Origin of the sequence: Streptomyces sp. NPDC050548 (assembly GCF_044457385.1) — a bacterium.
In the GTDB taxonomy this organism is placed as follows: Bacteria; Actinomycetota; Actinomycetes; order Streptomycetales; family Streptomycetaceae; genus Streptomyces.
Window position 1 is genome coordinate 111,589 of record NZ_JBITGV010000016.1, and the last position, 21,634, is coordinate 133,222.

Annotated in this window: 18 protein-coding genes and 2 pseudogenes; 6 read left to right on the forward strand and 14 right to left on the reverse strand. The window is 71.6% G+C overall.

Annotated features, from left to right (window positions below):
* Positions 1 to 72: 72 nt before the first annotated feature.
* Positions 73 to 1,539: an FAD-binding protein gene (locus ACIBJH_RS35750; protein ID WP_399121110.1), complete on the forward strand. Its 1,467-nt coding sequence runs from the start codon at positions 73 to 75 to the stop codon at positions 1,537 to 1,539.
* A 14-nt stretch (positions 1,540 to 1,553) separates the two neighbouring features.
* Here the strand turns inward: ACIBJH_RS35750 and ACIBJH_RS35755 are convergent, their stop codons facing one another.
* From ACIBJH_RS35755 to ACIBJH_RS35765, 3 genes are read right to left on the reverse strand one after another with little or no spacing between them, the layout of a single operon-like run.
* A complete protein-coding gene (locus ACIBJH_RS35755; RefSeq protein ID WP_399121111.1) occupies positions 1,554 to 4,337 on the reverse strand; it encodes an ATP-binding protein in 2,784 nt (927 codons plus the stop codon).
* A gap of 46 nt (positions 4,338 to 4,383) precedes the next feature.
* A complete protein-coding gene (locus ACIBJH_RS35760; protein WP_399121112.1) occupies positions 4,384 to 5,166 on the reverse strand; it encodes an SDR family oxidoreductase in 783 nt (260 codons plus the stop codon).
* 40 nt (positions 5,167 to 5,206) lie between these two features.
* Entirely contained in the window at positions 5,207 to 6,409 is a 1,203-nt protein-coding gene (locus ACIBJH_RS35765; RefSeq protein WP_399121113.1) for an acyl-CoA dehydrogenase family protein, read from the reverse strand.
* Between the two features lie 208 nt (positions 6,410 to 6,617).
* Here ACIBJH_RS35765 and ACIBJH_RS35770 point away from each other — a divergent pair.
* Positions 6,618 to 7,861: pseudogene (locus ACIBJH_RS35770) on the forward strand (FAD-dependent monooxygenase).
* A gap of 176 nt (positions 7,862 to 8,037) precedes the next feature.
* Here the strand turns inward: ACIBJH_RS35770 and ACIBJH_RS35775 are convergent.
* On the reverse strand, positions 8,038 to 9,444 hold the full coding sequence (locus tag ACIBJH_RS35775; RefSeq protein WP_399121231.1) for a DHA2 family efflux MFS transporter permease subunit: 1,407 nt from the start codon (positions 9,442 to 9,444) through the stop codon (positions 8,038 to 8,040).
* Between the two features lie 198 nt (positions 9,445 to 9,642).
* Between ACIBJH_RS35775 and ACIBJH_RS35780 the strand changes: the two genes are divergently transcribed.
* Positions 9,643 to 10,074 carry a MarR family winged helix-turn-helix transcriptional regulator gene (locus tag ACIBJH_RS35780; RefSeq protein ID WP_399121114.1) on the forward strand — a complete coding sequence of 144 codons (432 nt, stop codon included), beginning with the start codon at positions 9,643 to 9,645 and terminating at the stop codon, positions 10,072 to 10,074.
* 16 nt (positions 10,075 to 10,090) lie between these two features.
* Here the strand turns inward: ACIBJH_RS35780 and ACIBJH_RS35785 are convergent, their stop codons facing one another.
* The 7 genes from ACIBJH_RS35785 to ACIBJH_RS35815 all read right to left on the reverse strand — a co-directional run bounded on the left by ACIBJH_RS35785 (position 10,091) and on the right by ACIBJH_RS35815 (position 14,071).
* On the reverse strand, positions 10,091 to 10,477 hold the full coding sequence (locus ACIBJH_RS35785) for a fic family toxin-antitoxin system, toxin component (protein ID WP_399121115.1): 387 nt from the start codon (positions 10,475 to 10,477) through the stop codon (positions 10,091 to 10,093).
* Positions 10,474 to 10,752: a DUF1778 domain-containing protein gene (locus tag ACIBJH_RS35790; RefSeq protein WP_399121232.1), complete on the reverse strand. Its 279-nt coding sequence runs from the start codon at positions 10,750 to 10,752 to the stop codon at positions 10,474 to 10,476. The genes ACIBJH_RS35785 and ACIBJH_RS35790 overlap by 4 nt, the downstream gene beginning before the upstream one ends.
* A gap of 66 nt (positions 10,753 to 10,818) precedes the next feature.
* Positions 10,819 to 11,205, reverse strand: a complete 387-nt coding sequence (locus ACIBJH_RS35795; protein ID WP_399121116.1) for an NUDIX domain-containing protein — start codon at positions 11,203 to 11,205, stop codon at positions 10,819 to 10,821.
* 81 nt (positions 11,206 to 11,286) lie between these two features.
* Complete coding sequence (locus tag ACIBJH_RS35800) at positions 11,287 to 11,835, reverse strand: YciI family protein (RefSeq protein ID WP_399121117.1); 549 nt, start codon at positions 11,833 to 11,835, stop codon at positions 11,287 to 11,289.
* Between the two features lie 3 nt (positions 11,836 to 11,838).
* Positions 11,839 to 12,795, reverse strand: a complete 957-nt coding sequence (locus ACIBJH_RS35805; RefSeq protein WP_399121118.1) for an alpha/beta fold hydrolase — start codon at positions 12,793 to 12,795, stop codon at positions 11,839 to 11,841.
* A 73-nt stretch (positions 12,796 to 12,868) separates the two neighbouring features.
* Complete coding sequence (locus ACIBJH_RS35810) at positions 12,869 to 13,513, reverse strand: molybdopterin-dependent oxidoreductase (RefSeq protein ID WP_399121119.1); 645 nt, start codon at positions 13,511 to 13,513, stop codon at positions 12,869 to 12,871.
* Between the two features lie 138 nt (positions 13,514 to 13,651).
* The gene (locus tag ACIBJH_RS35815; RefSeq protein ID WP_399121120.1) at positions 13,652 to 14,071 is read right to left on the reverse strand and encodes a molybdopterin-binding protein; all 420 of its coding nucleotides are present in this window, start codon (positions 14,069 to 14,071) and stop codon (positions 13,652 to 13,654) included.
* A gap of 323 nt (positions 14,072 to 14,394) precedes the next feature.
* On the opposite strand from ACIBJH_RS35815, the gene ACIBJH_RS35820 reads away from it, so the two are divergent.
* From ACIBJH_RS35820 to ACIBJH_RS35830, 3 genes are all read left to right on the forward strand, one after another.
* The gene (locus ACIBJH_RS35820) at positions 14,395 to 15,672 is read left to right on the forward strand and encodes a methyltransferase domain-containing protein (RefSeq protein ID WP_399121121.1); all 1,278 of its coding nucleotides are present in this window, start codon (positions 14,395 to 14,397) and stop codon (positions 15,670 to 15,672) included.
* Positions 15,673 to 15,758: 86 nt separating this feature from the next.
* Positions 15,759 to 16,448, forward strand: a complete 690-nt coding sequence (locus tag ACIBJH_RS35825) for a M24 family metallopeptidase (RefSeq protein ID WP_399121122.1) — start codon at positions 15,759 to 15,761, stop codon at positions 16,446 to 16,448.
* Positions 16,449 to 16,461: 13 nt separating this feature from the next.
* Positions 16,462 to 17,307 carry an MOSC domain-containing protein gene (locus tag ACIBJH_RS35830; RefSeq protein WP_399121123.1) on the forward strand — a complete coding sequence of 282 codons (846 nt, stop codon included), beginning with the start codon at positions 16,462 to 16,464 and terminating at the stop codon, positions 17,305 to 17,307.
* 14 nt (positions 17,308 to 17,321) lie between these two features.
* On the opposite strand, the pseudogene ACIBJH_RS35835 reads toward ACIBJH_RS35830, so the two are convergent.
* From ACIBJH_RS35835 to ACIBJH_RS35845, 3 genes and pseudogenes are all read right to left on the reverse strand, one after another.
* A pseudogene (locus tag ACIBJH_RS35835) lies at positions 17,322 to 17,935 on the reverse strand (dihydrofolate reductase family protein).
* Positions 17,936 to 18,114: 179 nt separating this feature from the next.
* A complete protein-coding gene (locus ACIBJH_RS35840) occupies positions 18,115 to 18,843 on the reverse strand; it encodes an ABC transporter ATP-binding protein (RefSeq protein ID WP_399121124.1) in 729 nt (242 codons plus the stop codon).
* Positions 18,840 to 21,620 carry an ATP-binding cassette domain-containing protein gene (locus tag ACIBJH_RS35845; RefSeq protein ID WP_399121125.1) on the reverse strand — a complete coding sequence of 927 codons (2,781 nt, stop codon included), beginning with the start codon at positions 21,618 to 21,620 and terminating at the stop codon, positions 18,840 to 18,842. Before ACIBJH_RS35845 ends, ACIBJH_RS35840 begins: the two co-directional genes overlap by 4 nt.
* Positions 21,621 to 21,634 lie beyond the last annotated feature (14 nt).

Below are 21,634 nucleotides of genomic sequence, written 5' to 3' on the forward strand. Positions count from 1 at the left end.
TGTTCCGCACCCCAACGTGCCTAGACTGAGCCGTCGTTGATCGTTTCACCCGGACGGTCTCAGGAGGACCACATGCCTCGCACCCCGACCCGACGAACCGCTCTGCGCGGCCTGGCCGTCGCCTCGGCCGCGGTCATCGGCTTCGACCCCTTCACCCGGAGCTGGGCGGTGACCGACTCCGGCGGACCGCTCAGCGGCGTCCCGCACCTGGACGGGACGCTGCTCACCGACGACGCCTCGCTCACCGCCGACGCCGACGACTTCGGGCACATCGTGCACCGCAGACCGGCCGCGGTGCTCCGGCCCGGCTCCGTGCGGGACGTCGTCGCGATGGTCCGCTTCTGCAATCTGCACGGGCTCCGCGTGGCCCCGCGCGGACAAGGACATGGCACGAACGGACAGGCGCAGGTCGAGGGCGGCCTGATCATCGAGACCGAGCCGCTCGCCTCCATCGGGCCGGTACGGACGGGCAGTTCACGCGTCACCGTCGGGGCGGGCGCGAAGTGGAGCGACGTCGCCAAGGCCACCCTCGCCCACGGTCTGACCCCGCCCGTCTTCACCGACTACCTCGAACTCTCCGTCGGCGGCACCCTGTCCGTCGGCGGCCTGGGCGGCCAGACCCACCGGCACGGCGCACAGGTCGACAACGTCCTGGAACTCGAAGTCGTCACCGGCGCGGGCGAGTTGCTCCACTGTTCCCCCACCCGGCACCCCAACCTGTTCCACGCCGTGCTCGCCGGACTCGGGCAGTGCGCCGTGATCGTCGCCGCCACCCTGCGCCTCGTGCGCGCCCCGGAGACCGTACGGCATTACCTCCTGCCCTACGCCGACCTGCGGACCTTCCTCGACGACCAGCGCCTCCTCGCCACCGAGGGCCGGTTCGCCTACGTCGAGGGCCAGGTGAGCGCGGACACCGCCGGTGCCTTCAACCAGTTCGTCATCGAGGCCGTCGCCTACGGACCGCCGGTGGGGGACACCCCGGACGACACCAAGCTCCTGGAGGGGCTGCGCCACACCGCGTCCGGCGTCCAGATCACCGACCTCGGCTACTACGACTTCCTCGACCGGCTCGCCCCCTCCGTGGCCGCCCTGAAGGCAGCGGGCCTGTGGGCCTACGCCCACCCCTGGCTCAACCTGCTGCTCCCCGGCCGCAGGACCGCCGACCTCGCCACCACTCTCCTCGACGCGCTCACCCCGGCCGACCTGGGACCGGGCGTCGTACTCCTCTACCCGCTGCTGCGCGACCGCCTCCACACCCCGCTGCTGCGGACGCCCGACGACCCGGTGCCGTACCTCTTCGCCGTCCTGCGCACCACCCCGCCCGAGGACACGGCCACGGTGCGGCGGCTGCTGAACGCCAACCGGTCCGCCTACGACACCGTCAGCGCGGCCGGCGGCACGCAGTACCCGGTCGGCTCGATCCCCTTCGGACACGCCGACTGGAAGCGGCACTTCGGGCCGGTCTGGAAGCGGTTCGCCGAGGCCAGGAGGACGTACGACCCGAACGGGATCCTGGTACCGGGGCAGGGCATCTTCTGATCGCCGACGCCGTCCTAGTCGGGCGGCAGGTCCGCCAGCGCGTCGCGCAGTGCGGCGCGGGAGGCCACTCCCAGCTTCGGGAACAGCTGGCGCAGGTGGGCGGCGACGGTGCGCGGGGAGAGGAAGAGGCGTTCCGCGATCTGTTTGTTGGTGAGGCCGGCCGCCGCGAGGAGAGCGATCTCCCGTTGCTGCGGTGTCAGTGACGCCGGCCCCGTGACGCCGGCCGCTCCGACGGACAGGCCGGTCGCCCGCAGCTCGTTGCCCGCCCGGGCCGTCCAGGGGCGGGCGCCGAGCCGTTCGAAGGCCTCGATCGCGTCGGCCAGTTGGGTGCGCGCCTCCGTCGTGGACTTCACCCGGCGGAGGCGTTCGCCGTAGGCGAGGCGGACCCGGGCCAGTTCGAAGGGCCAGCGGTCCGTGCCGGGTACCGCGAGGGCCTCCTCGAACAGGTCGATCGTGTCGTGGTCGACGGCGGCGATGGCCGCCGACGCCTTCACCAGCAGGGCGAGCCGCGGCGAGATCGCGGCGATGCCGGCCTCGCGCGCCGCCGTCGCGTGAGCCGTCGCCTCCGCCGCCCGTCCCGTCCGGACCGCCGACTCGACGAGATCCATGACCACGAGCAGGGCGGGCGGAACGTGCGAGGCGAGTTCCCCGGCGCGGCTGATGGCGCACGCGTGCCGGTAGGCGTCCTCGAACCGGCCCCGGCCGAGCGCGGCGAGCGCCCGCGCGTGCGAGGCGCACGACAGATAGGAACCCACACCGCGGGGCGTCGCCCACAGGGTCATCTCGTCCGTGAGGGCGCGGGTGGCGTCCTCGTCGCCGCGGGCGGCGGCCACCAGCGCGCGCTGGTAGAGGAACTCCGTCGACAGGAGCTGATAGTTGTGGGCTTCCCCCAGGTCCCGGCCCTGCGCGGCCTGCGCCTCCAGCTCGTCCCACTCGCCGGCCGCGAAATGGTCCCTGCCCAGGTACACCAGCCCCTGGATCTCCACGGTGAGCGAGCTGTTGTCCCGCCCGTCGCGGAGCACCCGCCGCAGCGCCGTGCGGCACGCCGGGAGCCGGTCCACGTACAGCGACGTCATGGCGATCCGGATGACCCGGACCGGGTCGGCCTCCCGGTCGAGCGAGGCGATCGCCTCGTCGAGCTTCCCCAGCGCGTCCGGCCCCGTCCGGGCCGGGTCTGCCATGGTGTTGACGGTCAGGGCCAGTTGGTCCGGGACCTCCGGTTTCAGGAGGCCGAGCGCCCGGTGCAACGGCTTCCACAGTTCCGCGCGCTGACTGCTCTGGCAGAGCCAGGCCAGGGTGTACAGCGCGTCGATCATGGTCGGGTCGGTGGCGTCGTACGGCTGGTGCTGCATGTCGATCGCGCCGACGAGCAGCCGGTGCGCGGTGTCCAGATCGCCTTCGCCGCTGAGCAGGATGTGGTGTGCCGCCGCGACGGCGGCGACCAGCGGGCCGGCCCGTCCGCCGTCGGCCCGCCGGGCCTCCTCCAGCAGCCGGGGCACATCACGCAGGTCACCGGTCAGGTCCGCGCCGAGATAGGCGGCCTCGGCGATCCGGCGACTGCGCTCGTAGCCGCGCGGGCTCAGCTCCGCGGCGCGCAGCAGTGCGGCGATGGCACCGCCCGCGTCGCCCCGCCGCACGGTGTCGCGCGCCACCGTCTCCAGCAGACTCGCGACGTCCTCGGTGGGCTCGACGGTGGCATGGGCGAGATGCCAGGCGCGTCGCTCGGGGCGGTCGGCGCTGAACTCCGCCAGGGCGCGGTGCACTTCGCGGCGCTGCTCGCTGGTGGAGAGTTCCACGACGGCGGAGCGGGTCAGGGGATGGCGGAACGCCAGCCGTCCGGTGACCGCGTCCACGTAGACGAGTCCCGCGCGCTCCGCCTCCGCCAGGTCCTCGATGCCGGCCCGCCCGGCGGCGGCCGAGCTGGGGGCGCGCAGATCACCGGTTCCGTCCAGGACGGCATGGAGAAGGAGCAGGCGGGTCGCGGCAGGCAGCGTCTCGACCCGGGACGCGAACACGGCCTGGAGCCGTCGGCTCAGCGGCAGCAGGTCGGGTACGTCGGCTCCCGAGCGCTGGGCGCCGCTGAGCGCGACGGGCAGTTCGAGCAGGGCCAACGGGTTGCCCTGCGCCTCCGCCAGCAGACGGTCCCGCACGCGCGGTGCCAGCGAGGGGGAACGGGCCTGGATCAACGCGGCCGCCGCCGTCGTGTCGAGCGGCTGTACGTGGTGGTGGGGCACCCCGCCGCGTTCGAAGAACGTGCCTTCGCCCGACCGGTAGGCGCCGAGGAAGCCGACCTGGCTGCCGCCCAGCCTGCGGGCGACGAAGCCCAGCACCACGGCGCTGGCCCGGTCCAGCCACGGCAGATCGTCGACGATCACCAGCAACGGGCGCTCCACGGCGGCCTGGACGAGCAGCGTCAGCGCCGCGTTCGACACCAGCAGCTGATCGGACGGCGCGCCCTGATCCAGACCCAGCGCCACGTTCAGGGCGGCGCGGTACTGCTCGGGCAGCCGGTCGAGCCCGGTCAGCAGCGGCTGAAGGACCTGGTGGAGACCCGCGAAACTGATCGTGCTCTCGAACTCCACACCGGCGGCACGCACCACCCGCGCACCCGTGCCGCGTGCCTGTCCGGCCGCCGCGTCGAGCAGCACCGTCTTGCCGACCCCGGCGTCCCCGGACAGCAGCAGCGCCCCGCCCGAGACCACGGCCTCGTCGACGAACCCCCGGACCAGTCCGAGATCGTGACCGCGTCCGACCAGTGGCTCGGCCGTGCCCGCAGGCGAAGACTCGTCCCCGTCCATGCCCTTCTCCCTTTCGATCTCGGAACTCTGTGCCAGGCTGCCACCGTCAGCGCATGAACGAGCCACCGTTGACGTCGAGTGTGGCACCGGTGATGTACCCGGCGTCGTCCCCCGCCAGATGACCCACCAGCGCGGCCACCTCCTCGGGCCGCCCGAACCGGCCCACGGGGATCCGGTCGGCCGCCCGCCGCAGCGCCTCGGCGGGCAGCTCGTCCATGACCGGTGTCCGTACGGCGGCGGGAGCGACGGCGTTGACGGTGACGCCGTGGGGCGCGAGCTCCTGGGCGAAGATCTTGGTCAGCACCAGCACACCCGCCTTCGCCGCGGCGTAGTGCGGCCCGGCGACCAGCCCGCCCTGCTGCCCGGCCAGCGACGCGAGGTTGATCACCCGGCCCCAGCCGCGCTCGCGCATCGGCGGTGCGCACAGCCGGGTGAGGACGAGGACGCTGCGCAGGTTCGTGGCCATGAGGGTGTCCCACTCGTCGAGTCCGACGTCCCACACCGAACCGGGTGCGGTCCGCGCCGCGTTGTTGACCAGCACGTCGGGGCTGTGCCACGCCGAGGACACCGCGCGCGTCGCGTCCTCCGTCTCCCGGGGGTCGCCGACGTCGGCACCCACCGCCATGGCCGTGTCCCCGTCGGGGGCCAGTTCCTTGGCCAGGGCCCGCGCGCCGGTGTCGTCCCGGTCCAGCAGCGCCACCCGCAGGCCGCGTCGGTGCAGTTCGGCGGCGATGGCGGCGCCGATGCCACGGGCGGCACCGGTGACCAGGGCCACCCGGCGTTCCGCTGTCGGTCGGGTCGGGTCTGTCGAGGGTCGGGGTGCGGCCACCGGTCCGGTCTCCTTGGTCTGCTGGATGTCGGTACGGGATTCAGACGACGTCGGTGTGGGGGAGGGAGCGGCCGAGCAGGACGCGGCCGTACAGCTCGCGGCTGGTCTCGACGCTCAGTGCCGCGTGCCGGGAGGCCGTCCCGATGTCGCGCCAGGCGCGCTGCAGCGGTGAGTCGTCGGAGAAGCTGCTCGCGCCGGCCGTGTCGAGCAGGATGCTGATCGCCTCGCGGGCACAGCGCATCGCGTGGCTGCCGTCCATCCGCAGCCGTGCCCGGGTCTCCAGGTCGGGGCGCCGTCCGGCGCGCGCGGCTTCGTCGATCTCGTCGGCGGCGCGCCGCAGGTGCAGCGTGGCCGTGTCGATCAGGGTGGCGGCCTGGGCGACGTTCAACTGGTGCGGGGCGGCTTCCGCCGTCAGGGCGTGCAGGGGTGACACGGACCGTTTTCCTCCCGCGAGGTCCCGGACCACGCGTTCGAGCGCGCCGCGGGCGATGCCGACGCCGGTGCCGACCAGCGGCAGGTTGATGGACATGGGGAAGATGACCCGGGCCTCGCCCGGATGCCGCCGGATGCCGATGCCCTCGGCGATCTCGGCGAAGGACACGAACTGTTCGTCCGGGACGAAGAGTCGACTCGCCACGGCCGTCCGGCTCCCGGTGCCGCGCATCCCGGCCATGTGCCAGGTGTCCGCCACGGTGAGTGCGGACGCGGGGACGAGGGCGAGCCCGCGTTCCGGCCCGCCGCGGTCCTCGCGGACGATGCCCAGCAGCACCCAGGCCGCGTGGTCGATGCCGGAGATCCACGGCCACCGGCCGTCGAGTTCCAGGCCGCCGGGCACCGCCGTGACCGAGCCGGAGGGATTGGCGGCGCCGCAGAGCACGGTGTCGGGGTCGGACTTCCAGATCGCGGTGCGGACCTCTTCGGGCAGTTGTGAGGCGAACAGCGCGGCGCCGTACACGATGCCGACGAGCCAGGAGCTGGACGCGCAGCCGGCGGCCAGCTCGGCGCACACGTCGACGGCGGTGCGCACACCGGCGCCATGGCCGCCGTAGCGGGGCGGTGTTCCCATGGTGAAGAGCCCGGCCTCACGGAGTGCCTCCGCGCTCGGTCCGGCCAGGGTGCGCTGTCGCTCGGTCCGTTCGGCGTGGGCCGCGACGACAGGCGCCAAGTTCCTTGCCACCCGGACGAGTTGTGCCTCGGCGGTGCTGCCCTGCAGTAAGAGGTCCCGGCTGTTCGGGTCTGTCATCGGGGGTTCCTCTCTGGGGTCCGATCCACCACGGACGGTGCTGTTCCTGGCGGGATCACGCCGTCGCGCAACGCCGTCAGCTTACCTGGAGATGATCCCTCCGGATATGGTGGCGGTGGGGGGGCGAGCCGACCCCCGGCCCGGCCTCGTTGCCCGAACCGGCAAGGTTCCAGGGTGAGTTGGCGGCGCGGAACGCAAGGGAGAACATGTGAAGATCGTCGTGGTGGGCGGCGGAGTCGCCGGCCTTGTCGCTGCGCTGAGTCTGCGTGCCGCGGGAATGACACCGGTGGTGTGCGAGTCCGCGCGCGAACTGCGGGCGCTCGGCGTCGGCATCAACCTGCTTCCCCACGCGGTGCGTGAACTCACCGAACTCGGCCTCGGCGACGAGCTGGCCGCCATCGCGCTGCCGCCGGAGCGGCTGGTCTACTGCGATCGCCGGGGGCGCCGGATCTGGGAGGAACCGCTGGGTCTGGCGGCCGGCTACAAGTGGCCCCAATACTCCGTCCACCGGGGCAGGTTGCAGATGATGCTCCTGGACGCGGTCCGTACCCGCGTCGGGCCGGACGCGATCCGTACGGGCATGGTCTTCGAACGCTTCGAGCCCCAGGAACGGGGCGTGGCGGCCCACTTCACGGACCGGAACACCGGGGGATCGGTGGTGATCGACGCCGATGTCCTCGTCGGCGCCGCGGCATCGACTCCCGGCTGCGGGCCCGACTGCACCCCGGCGAGGGCGCCCCGAGCGGGAACGGGGTGCGCATGTGGCGGGGGATGAGCCGGTATCCGCACATACTCGGCGGGCGGTCGATCGTGGTGGCCGGAGGATGCCCCGGGGACAAGTTCGTCGCCTACCCCGTCGAGGACCCGGCCGTCGCGGGCGGGCCCACACTGATGAACTGGGTGCTGGAACTCCGGGGCCCGCGGCCCGGCGGAGGAACGGACGCCTCCTACGGCCCGGTCGCCGTGGACGAGGCGCTGGCCGGGGTGGCCGAGTGGAGTCTGCCGTGGATCGACCTGCCCCAACTGATCCGCGAGTCCACCGGCATCCACGAGTATCCGATGGTGGACCGCGACCCGCTGCCGCGCTGGAGCTTCGACCGGGTGACGCTGGTCGGAGACGCCGCCCATCCCATGTATCCCATGGGCATGAACGGCGGCTCCCAGTCCATCGTCGACGCCCGCGTCCTGGCCTGGGCCCTCGCCCACCACGACGACCCGGTAAGGGCGTTGGCGCGGTACGAGGAGCTGCGCCGCGAGCCCCTGAACCAACTGGTCCTGGCCAACCGCGAGTTGGGCCCGGAGAAGATCATCGCCCTGGCCGAGGAGACCGGCGGCCCGGTGCCCGCGGAGCAAGCGACGGCCGTCTCCCAGGGCTACAAACAACTCGCCGGGTGTACAACCGCCGTACTCAACTCCCGGGATTCCTGGTCGGTTTCACCGGTCAGCCCCTGAGTGCGCGGGACGGCTAGGACCTGTCCGGCGGATCCTGTAGCGGACGCGGGGTCTGGTACGCCCACCTGCGCTGATGTCAACGTCTCCTCCGCCTTGCAGTCGGACGCACCAGACCCCGCTCACCGGCGCTGAGCAGGCACTGTCGGTTTCCTGCGGCCTGCTCCGCCGGTCAGGTCCTAGTGGGCCTCCTCGTGCCGGCGCCGACGTGGAGCCGTACCGCCCGCCGCGGTGGTCCCACGGGCGGCGGCGCGGGCCGGGCCGTCGGGGAGGGTGAAGGCGAAGAGGGAGGTCGCCGCGGCGAGGGCGGCCAGGGCGAGATAGGCGTGCTGGTAGGCGGTGACGGGCGGATCCGTCGCGGCTGCCGTGGGCGTGCTCAGCACCAGGGCCGTGGTCACCGCCGCCGGGGCGAAGGCGCCCCCGGTCTGCCGTACGACCGTGTTGAGCGTCGACGCCTGGGCCAGGTCCTTGCGGGAGACGGTCGCCAGCGAGGCCACCGTGGTCGGCATGAAGACGCCGCCCATGCCGATACCGAGCAGGAACATGTAGGTACGGAACGTCCACAGGCCGGTGTCCTGGTCGCAGGTGGCGAAGAGCAGCAGGACCCCGCTCACCATGGCCAGGCCGCAGCCGATGATGATCCGGGGGCCGACCCTGGAGTACAGGACTCCGACGATCTGGACGGTCAGCAGCACCCCGAAGGCCTCGGGGAAGGTGCTGGTGCCGGACTCCAGTGCCGAACGGCCCTGGCCCTGCTGGAGAAAGAGCGGGCCGAGGTACATGGCGCCCAGGATCGGCACCAGGCCCACCAGGTTGATCAGGTTGGTGTCCCGGAAGAGCCGGTCCGCGAAGAGCCGGAGCCTCAACAGGGGTTCGGCGACGTGTAGTTCGAAGAGCACGGCGACGGTCAGCAGTACCGCCCCGAGCACGAGGGCGGTGACGACGGCGGGGGAGGACCAGCCGCGGTTGGGGCCCTCGCTGACCCCGAACATCACGGCACCCAGAGCGGCCGCGCTCAGCAGCAGCCCGGTGAGGTCGAAACGGCCGGGCCGGTGACCGCGGTGCTCGGCCAGGAAGACCGCGCCGAACACCACGGCGGGCACGCCCAGCGGCAGGTTGACGTAGAACACCCAGCGCCAGGACAGATGGTCCACCAGCAGGCCGCCGAGGATCGGTGCGACCGCCGGGGCCATCTGCTGCGGGACGATCATGTAGCGCGAGATCCGCACCTGCTCCCACGAGTTGAAGGTGCTGTAGAGCAGCGAGGACGCGGCGGGGAAGAGGAGTCCCGCGGACAGACCCTGCACCGCGCGGAAGGCGACGAGTTGGGCGAGGTCGGCCGCCGCGCCGCACAGCAGCGACGAGCCGAGGAAGGCGCCGAGAGCGGTGAGCAGCACGCGTTTGGCGCCGAACCGCTCCACCAGCCAGGCGGAGGCGGGGATGGCCATGGCCAGACAGACCGGGTAGACCACGACCACACCGTCCAGGGCGGCCGTGGTCAGGTGGAACGTGCGGGCGATGGAGGGGAGCGCGACGGTCGTGATCGCTCCGTCGACGATCGCGATGAACGTCACGCAGACACACATGACGGGCACGACCAGACGCTGGCCAGGGCGCGGACGGAGGCGTATTCGGGAGGCGAGGGGGACGGGGGAAGCGGAGGAGACGGGACGGCGTCGGAACAGCAGCACATGCTGAGCATACTCACTATGTGTGTGCTCATAGGTCGCGGTCGAGGAACGTAGAATCGATCCCCACCGCGAAAACGGGGAACGGGGAACGTCATGGCAGTGCACGGCAGCAGCGACATCCTGGTCGACGAGCTGTACGAGACGACCCATCGGCTACGGCAGTTCGTGGAGACCCGGCTGCGCGCCAACGGCGCCTCGGTCGCCCGGCTGCGTGCCCTGCGGATGCTCGCCCATGCCGAAGAGCCGCTGCGCATGCGGGACTTGAGCGAGATGACCGGCGTCGCGGCACGGACCACGACCAGCATCGTCGACAGCCTGGAGCGCGACGGCCTGGTGGAGCGCCTACGTCATCCGCACGACCGGCGCGCGTTCCTGCTGCGCCTCACCGACAAGGGCCGGGAGTGCCATCGCGAGGCCGAGGAGGTCGACGGCCTCGCGCTCGCGGAGGCGACGGCCGAACTGGACGCGGAGGACCGCGCACAACTGCGCACCCTGCTCGCGCGCATCCGCAAGGCGACGTCCTGAGGCCGGGCCGGGAGGCTCAGGCGGTGGTCCACTCGCGCAGTTGGCGCGCGATCCGAGGCAGGCCCAGTTGTCCGGAGGCCGCGTCGCGCACGAGCGCCACGGCCGCCTTGGGCGGGTAGTCGAGGCGGCGCTCGTTGAGGATCAGATAGGCCTCGGTGGCATGCCAGGCGAAGGCCTCGTTGGAGTGCTCCAGACACGGCAGCTTCGCCAGGGTCTGGAGCAGCGCCGCCGCCTTGAGGTGGAGGGAGCCGTAGATGTCGCGCTCCATCGCACGGGCGTCGACGCGCGCGGCGGCGGCGTAGAGCGGGCCGTAGTCGTCGACCTGGGGATCGCGGTCGAGCAGTTCGGCGGCGTGCAGCAGGAACGTGACGTCCAGCGTGTGCGGTGGTTCGGGCTGGGTCACGCGGCGTGCCCCTGCTCCCGGCTTTCGAGTTCACGCAGCGCGTCCGCCTCGGCCGCCCGCTGCTCCGCACTGGCGTCCGCGGTGCCCGGCTCGGCCGCGAACGCCGCGCCACTGCGCGCCATGGACTCCTTGAAGCCCGCGAGGAACCGCTCCTCGACCGCCGTCGCCCGCGCGTAGGCGGCCGAGAGGATGTACTCCTGCAGGCTGACGCCGGCCTGCTTGGCCGCCGCCTCGATGGCCGCGCGCTGCCGGGGGTCTCGGAAGCGGAGGTTCATGGCTTTCGGCGTGTTCGGCATGACGTTCACGGTACCAGTGGTACCACGCGGGCGGACCGGTATTCCCTACACGGGTGTATGGCCCTCCAGGTAGGCGCGCACCGGCGCGGACAGCCCACCGTCGATGTCGACTGCTTCGGCGAAGGGCGCCCAGCGGAGCTGCCCGGCGGTGAGCTGGGCCTCACCGGACGGATCCTGGCTCAACAGGTGACACACCACGGCAGACCCCGGCTCCAGGAGGCTCGACCCGTCCACGAGATAGCCCGTGAGTTCATAGACCACGCGAGCGGCGGTGGCCTGTGCCGTCTCGGCCTCCTCGGGGACACCGGACGGCAGACCCCAACCGCCCTGCACATTCACCAGCAGCAGCTGTCCGTCGTTCACGACGACCGCGTCCACCAGTTCCTCGGAGGTCTGCTCCAGCGCCATCTCCGCACCGTTCCCTTCGTACAAGGAGCAACCGTCGGTCCGGCCGCGTCCGACCCCGTTTCCTACCCGGGACGCGTCGCTTCACGCGGTACGCCCGCACCCGGCTCAGGACGGCCGCCCGCCGAACTGCCAGTTGTGGACCTCGATGTCCGCGTACCGGTCCTCCGTCAGCACGGCACGCGCCGCTTTGGCGTCCACTGCCCGGAGCAGCGCCGCCGTGCCGAGCCAGCGGGTGCCGTCGTCGGACAACAGCGGTCCGTACGCGATCAGTTCGTCCCGGGCAGGCGGGACCGCGAGGTCCGCCGCCGGGCCGGTGCCGAGGCCGATCACCAGGTAGCGGTCGCCGCCGGTCCGGCCACCGGGGAAGTCCCACATGGTGCGTCCCAGCGCGTTCCGCCAGCGGCGGAGCAGCACGTCCCGGTAGACACCGGCCTGGTAGTTCGGCTCGTCGAAGGCGAACACGCGGGCGGCGGCCGGAGAGGGCAGGTCGAGGATGTGCACGCTGCCCGTGAGGACGTCGTCGTCGGAAAAGGTCGGGCCCCGGGCGATCATCTCCTGCGCGTACCGGTCCATGTAGGACCAGTGCTCCTGCAGCAACTCATGGCGCAGGGCAAGGGAGTTGGGCCGGTCGCGGTGGTAGCAGAGAAACTCCATGGCTCAGGCCGTGAGGAAGTCGATGAGTGCCGCGTTCACTTCGTCCGGGCGTTCCTGCTGGGTCCAGTGGCCGCAGTCGGCGAGTTCGACGGGCTTGCGATGCAGGTTGGGCATGAAGGCGGGCAGTTGCTCGATGAGGTCGCGGGCGCCGGGGAAGGCGGGGACGAGGTCGCGGTCGCCGTAGATGTACAGGGAGGGCCGGGTGACCACGGCGTTGTCCCACGGCGCGGTGAGTTCCCAGTTGCGGTCGAGGTTGCGATACCAGTTCAGGGCACCGGTGAAGCCCCCGGAGAAACTCTCGGCGAGCGCGTCCAGATCGTCCTCGGTGAGCCACTCCGGCAGCACCTCGGGGTCCTTCATGTCCGCGAGCCAGCCACGCTCGGGGTCGACCATCGGCTGGGCGATCTCACCGGAGGGGGATGCCGAAGCGGATGCGTAGTAGAAGAACTTGCGGAGCGTGGCACGGGTGTCCCTGTCGAACTCGGCGTCGGCGACACCGGGACGCTCGAAGTAGTTCCAGTAGAACCGCCCCCCGAACAGTTCCCGCATCATGGCCAACGGACGGTGCGGCCCCCGGAAGGGCGGCGGCACGCTCAGACCGGCCACCCCGAGCACCATGTCCGGCCGCAGTAGCGCGGTGTGCCAGGCGACTGGCGCGCCCCAGTCGTGTCCGACGACATACGCCTTCTCCTCGCCCAACTCCTTGATCAGACCGACGACATCGCCGACCAGGTGGAGGATGGTGTACGCGTCGACGTCGTCGGGATGGTCACTGCTCCCGTATCCACGCTGGTCGGGGGCTACCACGCGGAAGCCCGCGTCGACCAGGGGGCCGAACTGGCGGTGCCAGGAGTGCCAGGACTCGGGGAAGCCGTGCAGGAGAACCACCAGGGGGCCTTCGCCCTGCTCGGCGATGTGCAGCCGAATGCCGTTCACGTCAACCATGCGATGCGCAACCATGGGAGCGAGCGTACGTGCAGTGATCGTCGGGCGGCAGGGCGGGTTTTGGACCGCAGGGGGAGATCGCAGACCTTCAGTTGTTCGGGCCCGACCCGTCCTCGTCCTGCTCCTGGTAGGAGTACCGCTGCTCTTTCCACGGGTCCGCGATGTTGTGGTAGCCGCGTTCCTCCCAGAAACCGCGGCGGTCCTCGGTGAGGTACTCGACGGCGCGCAGCCACTTGGGGCTCTTGTAGCCGTACAGGTGCGGCACGACCAGGCGCAGCGGGAAGCCGTGTTCGGCGGTGAGGGGCTCGCCGTTGTGGTGGGTGGCCAGCAGGGTCTGCGCTGCCGTGAAGTCGGCCAGGCGGAGGTTGGCGGAATAGCCGTACTCCGCCCAGGCCATGACGTGCGTGACCTCCGGCGCCGGCGGGACCAGGTCCAGAAGCGCGCCGGCGGGGATGCCGTACCACTCGTGGTCGGTGGAGGTCGGGCCCGACGCGCAGTGCAGGTCGGCGACGACCGTGACATGCGGCAGGGGCGCCAGCTCGTCGAAGGTCCAGCTGTGCTCGGCGCCGTCGGCGGTCGCGCCGTGGACCCGCAGGTTCCAGCGGTCGGGGCGGAAGCGGGGGACGGGCCCGTAGTGCGAGACCGGCCAGCCGTGCACATGGCGCTGGCCGGGCGGGATACGGCGGTCCGCGTCGGCGGCGGCCTCGGCCGTGCCCTGCCGGTCGCTTGCCACGCGGGACGTCCCTTCCACACCGGTGACCTGGTTACGGCTACCTCTCCCGAGCAGCGTAGGCGCTCCCGGCCGACGCGACCGAGGCCGGGTCCGGGTGTGGGGCCGGGCGTTGATCCCCGGCCCCACACCCCGTACGGGTCAGACGGTCGCCAGGGACACCTCGGTCGACTTGATCAGCGCGACGACCGGTGAACCTTCCGCCAGACCGAGGTCGCCGACCGCGTCCTTGGTGATCGCCGCGGTCAGCTCGCCCCCGTCGACCGTGATCTTGACGACGGCCATCGCCCCGCCGGTGGCGACGTCGCTGACCGTGCCGGGCAACTGGTTGCGGATGGACAGCCCCTCCACCCGGCCGGTGGCCAGCGCGACCTCGGTGGACTTCATCATGGCGCGTACGGCCGTACCCTCGGCGAGCCCCAAATCCTTCACGGCCTCCAGCGTGATCGCCGCGGTGAGGTCCTGGCCGCCGTCGAGGCGCACTTTCACGGTCGCCATCACCGCGCCGGGCGTGACGGCCGTGACGGTGCCGGGAATCTGGTTGCGGATGCTCAAGGTCATGACGGAACGCCTCACAGAGAAAAGTTCTGGATTGCCGGATCTATCACCGGCCGTGCGTCCACAAGCTAGCCGCTCCGGCCGCACCCGTCAGGGACCCCGTCGCATCCGCCACCTGGGAGTTTCCCTCGTTCTGGCAAATCGGAGGGACCCGCGAACGGGGAGGGTGATGGCCGGATTCCCGTCGTTGTGGCGAGGCTGTTCGCCCACGCCCGGGCAATGAGAGGAATGTCCTGGCAATTGCGAGGTGGGACGGTCTCTTCGTCTCGTATCCGCGTTTGGTTCCGGCCATCGTCCGGGTACGGTCGTGCGGGAGGTGGTCGCCCGTGATCCAGATCGTGGAGCACGCACCGCATGAAGGCCCCTACGCCATCGGCGCCGCGCTGGAAGCGGCCGGGCTGCCGACCCGGGTCTGCCGGACCTGGGCGGGCGACCCGGTGCCGGACACAGCCGACGACCTGGTGGGCCTGGTGGTGATGGGCGGGCCGATGACCGCCTACGACGACTTTCCGAGCCGTAGTGCTGAACTGGCGCTGCTGCGCGCCGCGTTGGACGCCGACATCCCCGTACTGGGCGTGTGCCTCGGCGCGCAGCTGCTGGCCGTCGCGGCGGGCGGCGCCGGACGGCCGGGCGACGGCGCGCAGATCGGCTGGGCCGACGTACGGATGACGCGGGCCGCACACACCGACACCCTCTTCGCGGGCGTTCCCGAGCGGCTGCGGGTGCTGCACTGGCACGGCGACACGATGGACCTGCCGGCCGGGGCGACCCTGCTGGCCTCCTGCGACCGGTACCCCGTGCAGGCGTTCCGGATCGGCGGTTCGGCGTGGGGAACGCAGTTCCACCTGGAGGTGGACGAGACGGCCGTCGGCGCCTTCGCCGACGCCTTCCCGGAGGAAGCGGCCACCGCTCCCGGTCTGGTCGAGTCGGCGCCCGCCGAACTGGCCGTACTGGCCCGCCATCGCGACGGTGTGTTCAAGCGCTTCGCCGCCTTCGTCGCGGCGCGAGCCGAGCAGACGGCGACGCGCGACTTCTTCACCCGGCGGGCGGCCACCTGGGAGGAACGGTTCGCGGACGACGGTCCCCGGTACGCGGCGGCCGTCGAACGGATGGAACTGCGCCCCGGCGCGCGGGTCCTGGACCTCGGCTGCGGCACCGGCCGGGCGCTGCCCGCACTGCGCGCACACGTCGGCGACGCGGGCCTCGTCCTCGGCATCGACCTCACGCCCGCGATGCTCGCCGCCGCCCTGCGCGAAGGTCGCGACAAGGACGGGCAGTTGCTGCTGGCCGACGCCTGCCGGCTGCCGTTGCCGACCGCAGTGCTCGACGCCGTCTTCAGCGCGGGACTGATCAACCACGTACCCGACTCCCCGACCGCCCTGCGCGAATGGGCCCGCGTCACCGCGCCCGACGGCACCCTCCTGCTCTACCACCCCTCCGGCCGCGCCGAACGCGCCGCGCGCCACGGCCGCCCCCTCGACCCGGACGACCCGCTCGCGGAGCACCAACTGCGCCCCGCCCTGCGCACGGCGGGCTGGGACCTGTCCCGCTACGAGGACGCCCCGCACCACTTCCTGGCCCGCGCGACCCGCGTCGCCGGATGAACGCGTCGTCCCGCGCCTCGGGGTGCGGTGAGCCCGGCATACGGAATGCCGTTGCCGACAGTGATCGGGCTGGCTAGGTTCGGCCCATGGCTGACGACGAACCCACGCGGGCCGCACGACTGCTCGATGCCCAGGCCAAGGCCGCACTGCTCTTCGCGGAGATCGAGGAGCGGGGGCTGGTGGCGCCCGGCGAGGGGGAGCGCGCGGTCAGCGACCGGATCCGCGATCTCGCGAACGAGATGTTCGGCACCACCCGGCACTGGCACAAGCGGATCGTGCGCTCGGGACCGAACACGCTCAAGCCGTACAAGGAGAACCCGCCGGACCGGGTGATCGGCACGGACGACATCGTGTTCGCCGACTTCGGGCCGATCTTCGAGGAGTACGAGGCCGACTTCGGCCGCACCTTCGTCCTCGGCGACGACCCGGTCAAGCACCGGCTGCGCGACGACCTGCCCAAGGTCTTCGCGGCCGGCCGGAGCTTCTTCGAGAGCACCCCGGACATCACCGGCGAGCGCCTGTACGCCGAGGTCGTCCGCCTCGCCGAGAAGGCGGGCTGGGAGCTGGGCGGCTGGCACGCCGGACACCTGGTCGGCGAGTTCCCGCACGAGACGATCGAGGGCGCGCACGTCGAGTCGTACGTCACTCCGGAGAACGTCACCCCCATGCGCCGCACCGACAAGGCCGGCCGCGACTGCCACTGGATCCTGGAGATCCATCTCATCGACGAGGAAAGGCAGTTCGGCGGCTTCTACGAGGAACTCCTCACTCTCTAAAGGGGATTGCTCCATGGGGACTGTCGCGGCGCTGTACCGCTATCCGGTGAAGTCGATGGTGGGCGAGCCCGTGATCGCCGTGGCGGTCACGGAACGAGGGCTCTCCGGGGACCGGGTCTACGCCGTCCTCGACGGGACGGGCGCGGTGGGCAGCGCCAAACACCCGCGCAAATGGGGCGAGTTGCTGCGCTGCCGCAGCCACATCGACGACTCCGGCGTGGTGCGGGTCGTACTGCCGGACGGCACCCCCTTCCCGGTCGAAGACCCGGACCTGGACGGGGAGTTGTCCAAACTCCTGGGCCGCCAGGTCTTCCTGTCCGCCGTCGTACCGGAGGACGGCAGGCTGGAGCGCGCGGTGCCCGAGTACGAGGGCGGAGTCCCGGACTCCGTGCGGGAGTCGGCGACCGTCGACGTCACCGGGGAGAGCATCACGACGGGCGGTGTCGCCCCGGGGGCGTTCTTCGACTTCGGCCGGGTCCATCTCGTCACCACCGCGGCCCTGGACCGGATGCGCACCGTCCACCCGGCGGGGGACTTCGACGCCCGCCGCTTCCGGCCGAACCTGGTCGTGGACACCTCCGGGGGACCCGGCTTCCCGGAGGACGCCTGGGTGGGGTCGTGCCTGCGGGTGGGAGAGGCCCTGTTCCGGGTCCTGGTGCCGACACCCCGCTGCGTGGTCCCCACCCTCGGCCACGACGAACTGCCGCCGGACCCCGGCATCATGCGCGCGGTCGCCCGGGAACACCGCGTACCGGTCTTCGACCTGGGCCGGCTCTCGTGCCTCGGCGTGTACCTGGACGTCCTGGAGGCGGGCACGGTCCGGGTGGGTGACCCGATCACGGTGCAGAACGCCGGCTGATCGTCCCGGACCGGTCAGCGCGTGAAGCGGTACTTCAGGTGGGTTGCGAGAGGAGTCTCGACCACCCTGACCTGCTCGACGCGCCGCCGTACCGGGCCCGTTCCCTCGAAGAGCCGCAGTCCGTCGCCGAGCAGCGCGGGCACCACATGCAGCTGGAGTTCGTCGACGAGCCCCGCTCCGAGGTACTGCCTGACCGTGCTCGCGCCACCGGCGATGTCGACGCTCCTTCACCTGCGGCGGCCTTCGCCCGGTCGAGGGCGGCGTGGATGCCGTCCGTGACGAAGGCGAAGGTGGTGCCGCCCTCCTTGACGAGGGTGGGCCGGGGGCGGTGCGTGAGCACGAACACCGGTGTACGGAACGGCGGGTTGTCGCCCCAGAACTCCTCGCCGGTTTCGTACATCGTCCGGCCCATGACCACCGCCCCGGTGGCGTCGAACCACTCGCGCATCAGCGCCGAGTCGCGGTTCTCCTCCCCACCGGTCATGCCCTGGCGCTCCCGCCGGCTCGCCAGGTTGTGGATCCACTCGAAGAGCGGCTCGGCGCCGTCGCCTCCGGGGTTGTCGAGGGTGACGCCGGTACCGGCGATGTATCCGTCGAGGGACATGGCGAAATCCGCGGTCACGGTCACGATGGGGCGCTCCTGAGTCGTGGAGGTGGTGCTTCCACTTTCACGTCGATCGGGAACCGGCGCATTCGACACGCTGCCCCCGCTGACGCGACCTCCGCCCGGACAGGTTCCGCCGTACTCGCCGACCATCGTCCCCGAAGGCTCACCCTCGACCCGTAGGCGAGTACGGCCCGGTCCGCTCAGGCCACCGGATCCGGTGCCCGCTCGCCGAGATAGGCGCGCTCCAGCAGACCGGGGTCGGCCGCGAGCCGGTCGGCGGAGTCGCTGAGGACCGTTTCGCCGTGCACCAGGACCACTGCCCGGTCCGCCACGTCGAGGGCCAGCCGGACGTGCTGCTCGACCAGTACGACGGCCGCGCCGGTGTCCTCGGCGATGCGCCGTACGACCGGCAGCAGTTCCTCGACGATGACCGGTGCCAGCCCCATGCTCAGTTCGTCGACGAGCAGGACCCGCGGATCCTGGACCATGGCCCGGCCCAGGGCCAGCATCTGCTGCTCCCCGCCGGAGAGTTGGCCGGCCGCGACCTTCAGTCGTTTCCCCAGTGCCGGAAAGAAGTCGAGCACCTGGTCCACGGTGCTGCCTTGCCGCCGCGCGAGCGTCAGATTGTCCCGCACGGTCAACTGCGTGAACAGGGAGCGGTCGTCGGGCACGAGAACCAGCCCCCGCCGGGCTGCCTCGCGCGCCCGGCCCCCACGGATCTCCCGGCCGTCGAGGGCCACCGTCCCGCCGAGGCGCGGCAGGAGACCGGCGAGCGTCGTCAACAGGGTTGTCTTTCCTGCCCCGTTGGGTCCGAGAAGGGCCAAGACCTCACCGGGCAGCAGCTTCAGGTCGAAGCCGCGCACCACCGGTCGCCCCTTCGTGTAACCCGCGTCCACACCCTCGCACTTCAGCAACTCCGGCCCGGTCACTGGACGACCTCCCCGCGCACCTGGTCCGTATCGTCCTGCGTCGCGCCGAGATAGGCGGTGGCGACGCGTGGATCCGCCTTGATCTCGGCGGGAGTTCCGTCCGCGATCACCTTTCCGATGTCCAGTACGACGATCCGGTCGCACACGTCGAGCACCAGCCCCATGTCGTGGTCGATCAGCAGCACGGTCACGCCGTCGGCCCGCACGGCCCGCAGCCGGTCGCCGAGCCAGCGGCTCTCGGAGCTGTCGAGACCGGCCGCGGGCTCGTCCAGGAGCAGCATCCGGGGGCGGCCCGCAAGGGCACGCGCGATGGACACCAACTGCCTTCTGCCCTGCGAGAGTTCACGGGCCGGCTGGTCCCGGAACCGGCTCAGGTGCAGTGTCTCGAACAGCCGGTTCCGCAGCTCCGGCCCCTGCACGGAACCGACATGGTCGCCGCCGTGCCGGGCCGCGGCCTCCCCGACCAGTACGTTCTCCTCCACGCTGAGATCCTCGTAGAGCTCGATGCCCTGGAAGGTGCGCCCGAGGCCCGCCCGGCCGCGCTGATGCGGCTTCAGGGACGAGATCTCCCGGCCGTCGAACTCCACTGTTCCGGTACTGCGGTGGTATCCGCTGATCGCGTCGAGCAGAGTGGTCTTCCCGGCACCGTTCGGCCCGATCACGCCGACGATCTCGCCCGAGCGCACCGCGAAGGAGACGGAGTCGACGGCCACCACACCGCCGTAGCGAACGCCGATGTCGCGGACCGAGAGGACAACCTCGCCCGGATCGGGGACCGGTGGGCGGGAGGCAGGTGCCGCCTCGGTGAGGCCATCGGTATCCGTGTCGTCGACGGCGGCCGGACGGCGTGCGCGCCGGAGCCGTGCCGCGAGTTCGTGTGCCGGGCCGACGACGCCCTCGGGGTTGGTGATCACGGTGAGGACGAGACCGATGCCCATGATCACGTCGTACCACTCGCCGAGGGACAGGGCCCGGTCCAGCAGGACGGGCAGCAGCCCGCCGGCCCCCATCACCCCCGCCACGAGACCGCCGGACAGGGCCGTGACACCCGCCAGGTACGCGGTGGCGAACAGGCCCAGGCCGCCGATCGCGGTGAACATCTCGGCGTCCGCGACGGTCTGTTGGTAGCCCAGGAGGGCGCCGCCGAGCCCGGCGACGAACGCGCCGATCGCGAAGGCGACGATCTTCGTGCGGGCGACGTCGATACCCGCCGCCGCGGCCGAGCGTTCATTGGCGCGCACAGCGAGCATCGCGGCGCCGAGCCGGCTGCGCCGCAGCCACGCCACGCCGAGGCCGACCAGCAACAGCACCACCAGGCACAGCAGCGCGAAGGGGAGGCGCGGATAGTCCTCGCCGGAGCCGATGCCCAGGTCGAGGCCGAAGAGGTGTGGAGAGGGGATCTTGGAGCCGCCGAGGCCGCCGTTGAGTTCGGGGTTGCGGAACCAGAAGGCCTCCAGCGCCACCGCCAGCGCGACCGTGACCACCGCTGCGGGCAGGCCGCGGATCCGCAGTGCGGGGAGCCCGATCACGACCCCGATCACCATCGCCGCGAGGGCGGCCAGCAGCGGGGAGAGCGGAAAGGGTATACCCCATCCCGCGCTCAGCTTGCTCAGACTGAACGCGCCGACTCCGGCCAGGGTCAGCTGCGCCAGCGAGATCTGCCCGGCGAACCCGGTGACGACCACCAGCGACAGCGAGATCACCGCCAGGGTCAGCGAGGTGATCACCGCCGCGCGAATACTGCCGTGGGTGGCCAGGAGCACGACGCCACCCAGGGCCGTACTCACGACGGCCGGGACCAGTACGCGGTCCGGGCGCGGTGCCCGGCCGAGCGCCTGCTGGATCAGCGAGCCACGGGTGGGCAGCGGACGGCCGCGCACCACCAGGTAGGCCAAAATGACGGCCAGCGGCACCAGTTGGGCCAGACCGGTCTGGGGCAGCCACGACCACTTCCCCTGCAGGAACTGCAGCTCCGACTGGAGCATTCCGATGACAAGTCCGGCTCCCACGGCCGGGATCAGCGCGGTGAAGTTGCCGACCAGCGCCGCCGCGAGGGCCGGCACGATGAACAGCGTGTATGACACCGGGACCAGCGGCACGATCGGTGCGATCAGGATGCCGGACAGCCCGGCGATGGCCGAACTCAGCGCCCAGTTCGCCATCGCGATGCGCTCCGGCGACAACCCGCTGACCAGCGCGCCCTTCTCCGACTCCGCCACCGCCCGGGCCGCCAGACCGAACCGCGTCAGCCGGAACACCAGCGCCAGCACGACGGTCAGTACGACGATGACGGCCGCGAACCACAGCCGGTCGCCCGGGATGAGTGAACCGCCCCAGGACACCGGGTCGTTGGGGAGGATGGCCTTGACCGATACGGCGCCCGTCCCGACGCCCGCGGCCAGCACGGCCTGGATCACCAGCATCACCCCGATCGAGGCGACGGCTTTCGCCACCGGCGGCGCGGTCCGCAACGGCCGGAAGACCAGCCCGTACAGCAGCACCCCCAACAGGGCAGCCAGGACAAGGGAGATGACCACCGCCGGGAACAGACCGAGCGGTCCGCCGAGTCCGACCTTCTTCGGCAGCCCCGGCAGCGGCACCAGCAACTCGCCCTGGCGCAGAAACGCGTAGGTGTACGCGCTGTACAACGCGATCGCCCCGGTGGCGAAGTTGACCACCCCGGAACCGCGGTAGGTGAGCACCAGTGCCAGCGCGAGCGCGCCGAACACCGCCCCACTTCCCAGCCCCAGCAAGAGAAACACGACGTACTGGCTCATCGGCGAGACCGTCC

Excerpts from the sequence above, each read along its gene's own strand:
- ACIBJH_RS35830 (WP_399121123.1), top strand. The coding sequence starts at position 16,462 with ATGGGGACTGTCGCGGCGCTGTACCGCTATCCGGTGAAGTCGATGGTG.
- ACIBJH_RS35775 (WP_399121231.1), bottom strand. The coding sequence starts at position 9,444 with ATGTGTGTCTGCGTGACGTTCATCGCGATCGTCGACGGAGCGATCACG.
- ACIBJH_RS35815 (WP_399121120.1), bottom strand. The coding sequence starts at position 14,071 with ATGACCTTGAGCATCCGCAACCAGATTCCCGGCACCGTCACGGCCGTC.
- ACIBJH_RS35805 (WP_399121118.1), bottom strand. The coding sequence starts at position 12,795 with ATGGTTGCGCATCGCATGGTTGACGTGAACGGCATTCGGCTGCACATC.
- ACIBJH_RS35755 (WP_399121111.1), bottom strand. The coding sequence starts at position 4,337 with ATGGACGGGGACGAGTCTTCGCCTGCGGGCACGGCCGAGCCACTGGTC.
- ACIBJH_RS35750 (WP_399121110.1), top strand. The coding sequence starts at position 73 with ATGCCTCGCACCCCGACCCGACGAACCGCTCTGCGCGGCCTGGCCGTC.
- ACIBJH_RS35845 (WP_399121125.1), bottom strand. The coding sequence starts at position 21,620 with ATGAGCCAGTACGTCGTGTTTCTCTTGCTGGGGCTGGGAAGTGGGGCG.
- ACIBJH_RS35800 (WP_399121117.1), bottom strand. The coding sequence starts at position 11,835 with ATGGAGTTTCTCTGCTACCACCGCGACCGGCCCAACTCCCTTGCCCTG.
- ACIBJH_RS35765 (WP_399121113.1), bottom strand. The coding sequence starts at position 6,409 with ATGACAGACCCGAACAGCCGGGACCTCTTACTGCAGGGCAGCACCGCC.
- ACIBJH_RS35790 (WP_399121232.1), bottom strand. The coding sequence starts at position 10,752 with ATGAACCTCCGCTTCCGAGACCCCCGGCAGCGCGCGGCCATCGAGGCG.
- ACIBJH_RS35825 (WP_399121122.1), top strand. The coding sequence starts at position 15,759 with ATGGCTGACGACGAACCCACGCGGGCCGCACGACTGCTCGATGCCCAG.
- ACIBJH_RS35780 (WP_399121114.1), top strand. The coding sequence starts at position 9,643 with ATGGCAGTGCACGGCAGCAGCGACATCCTGGTCGACGAGCTGTACGAG.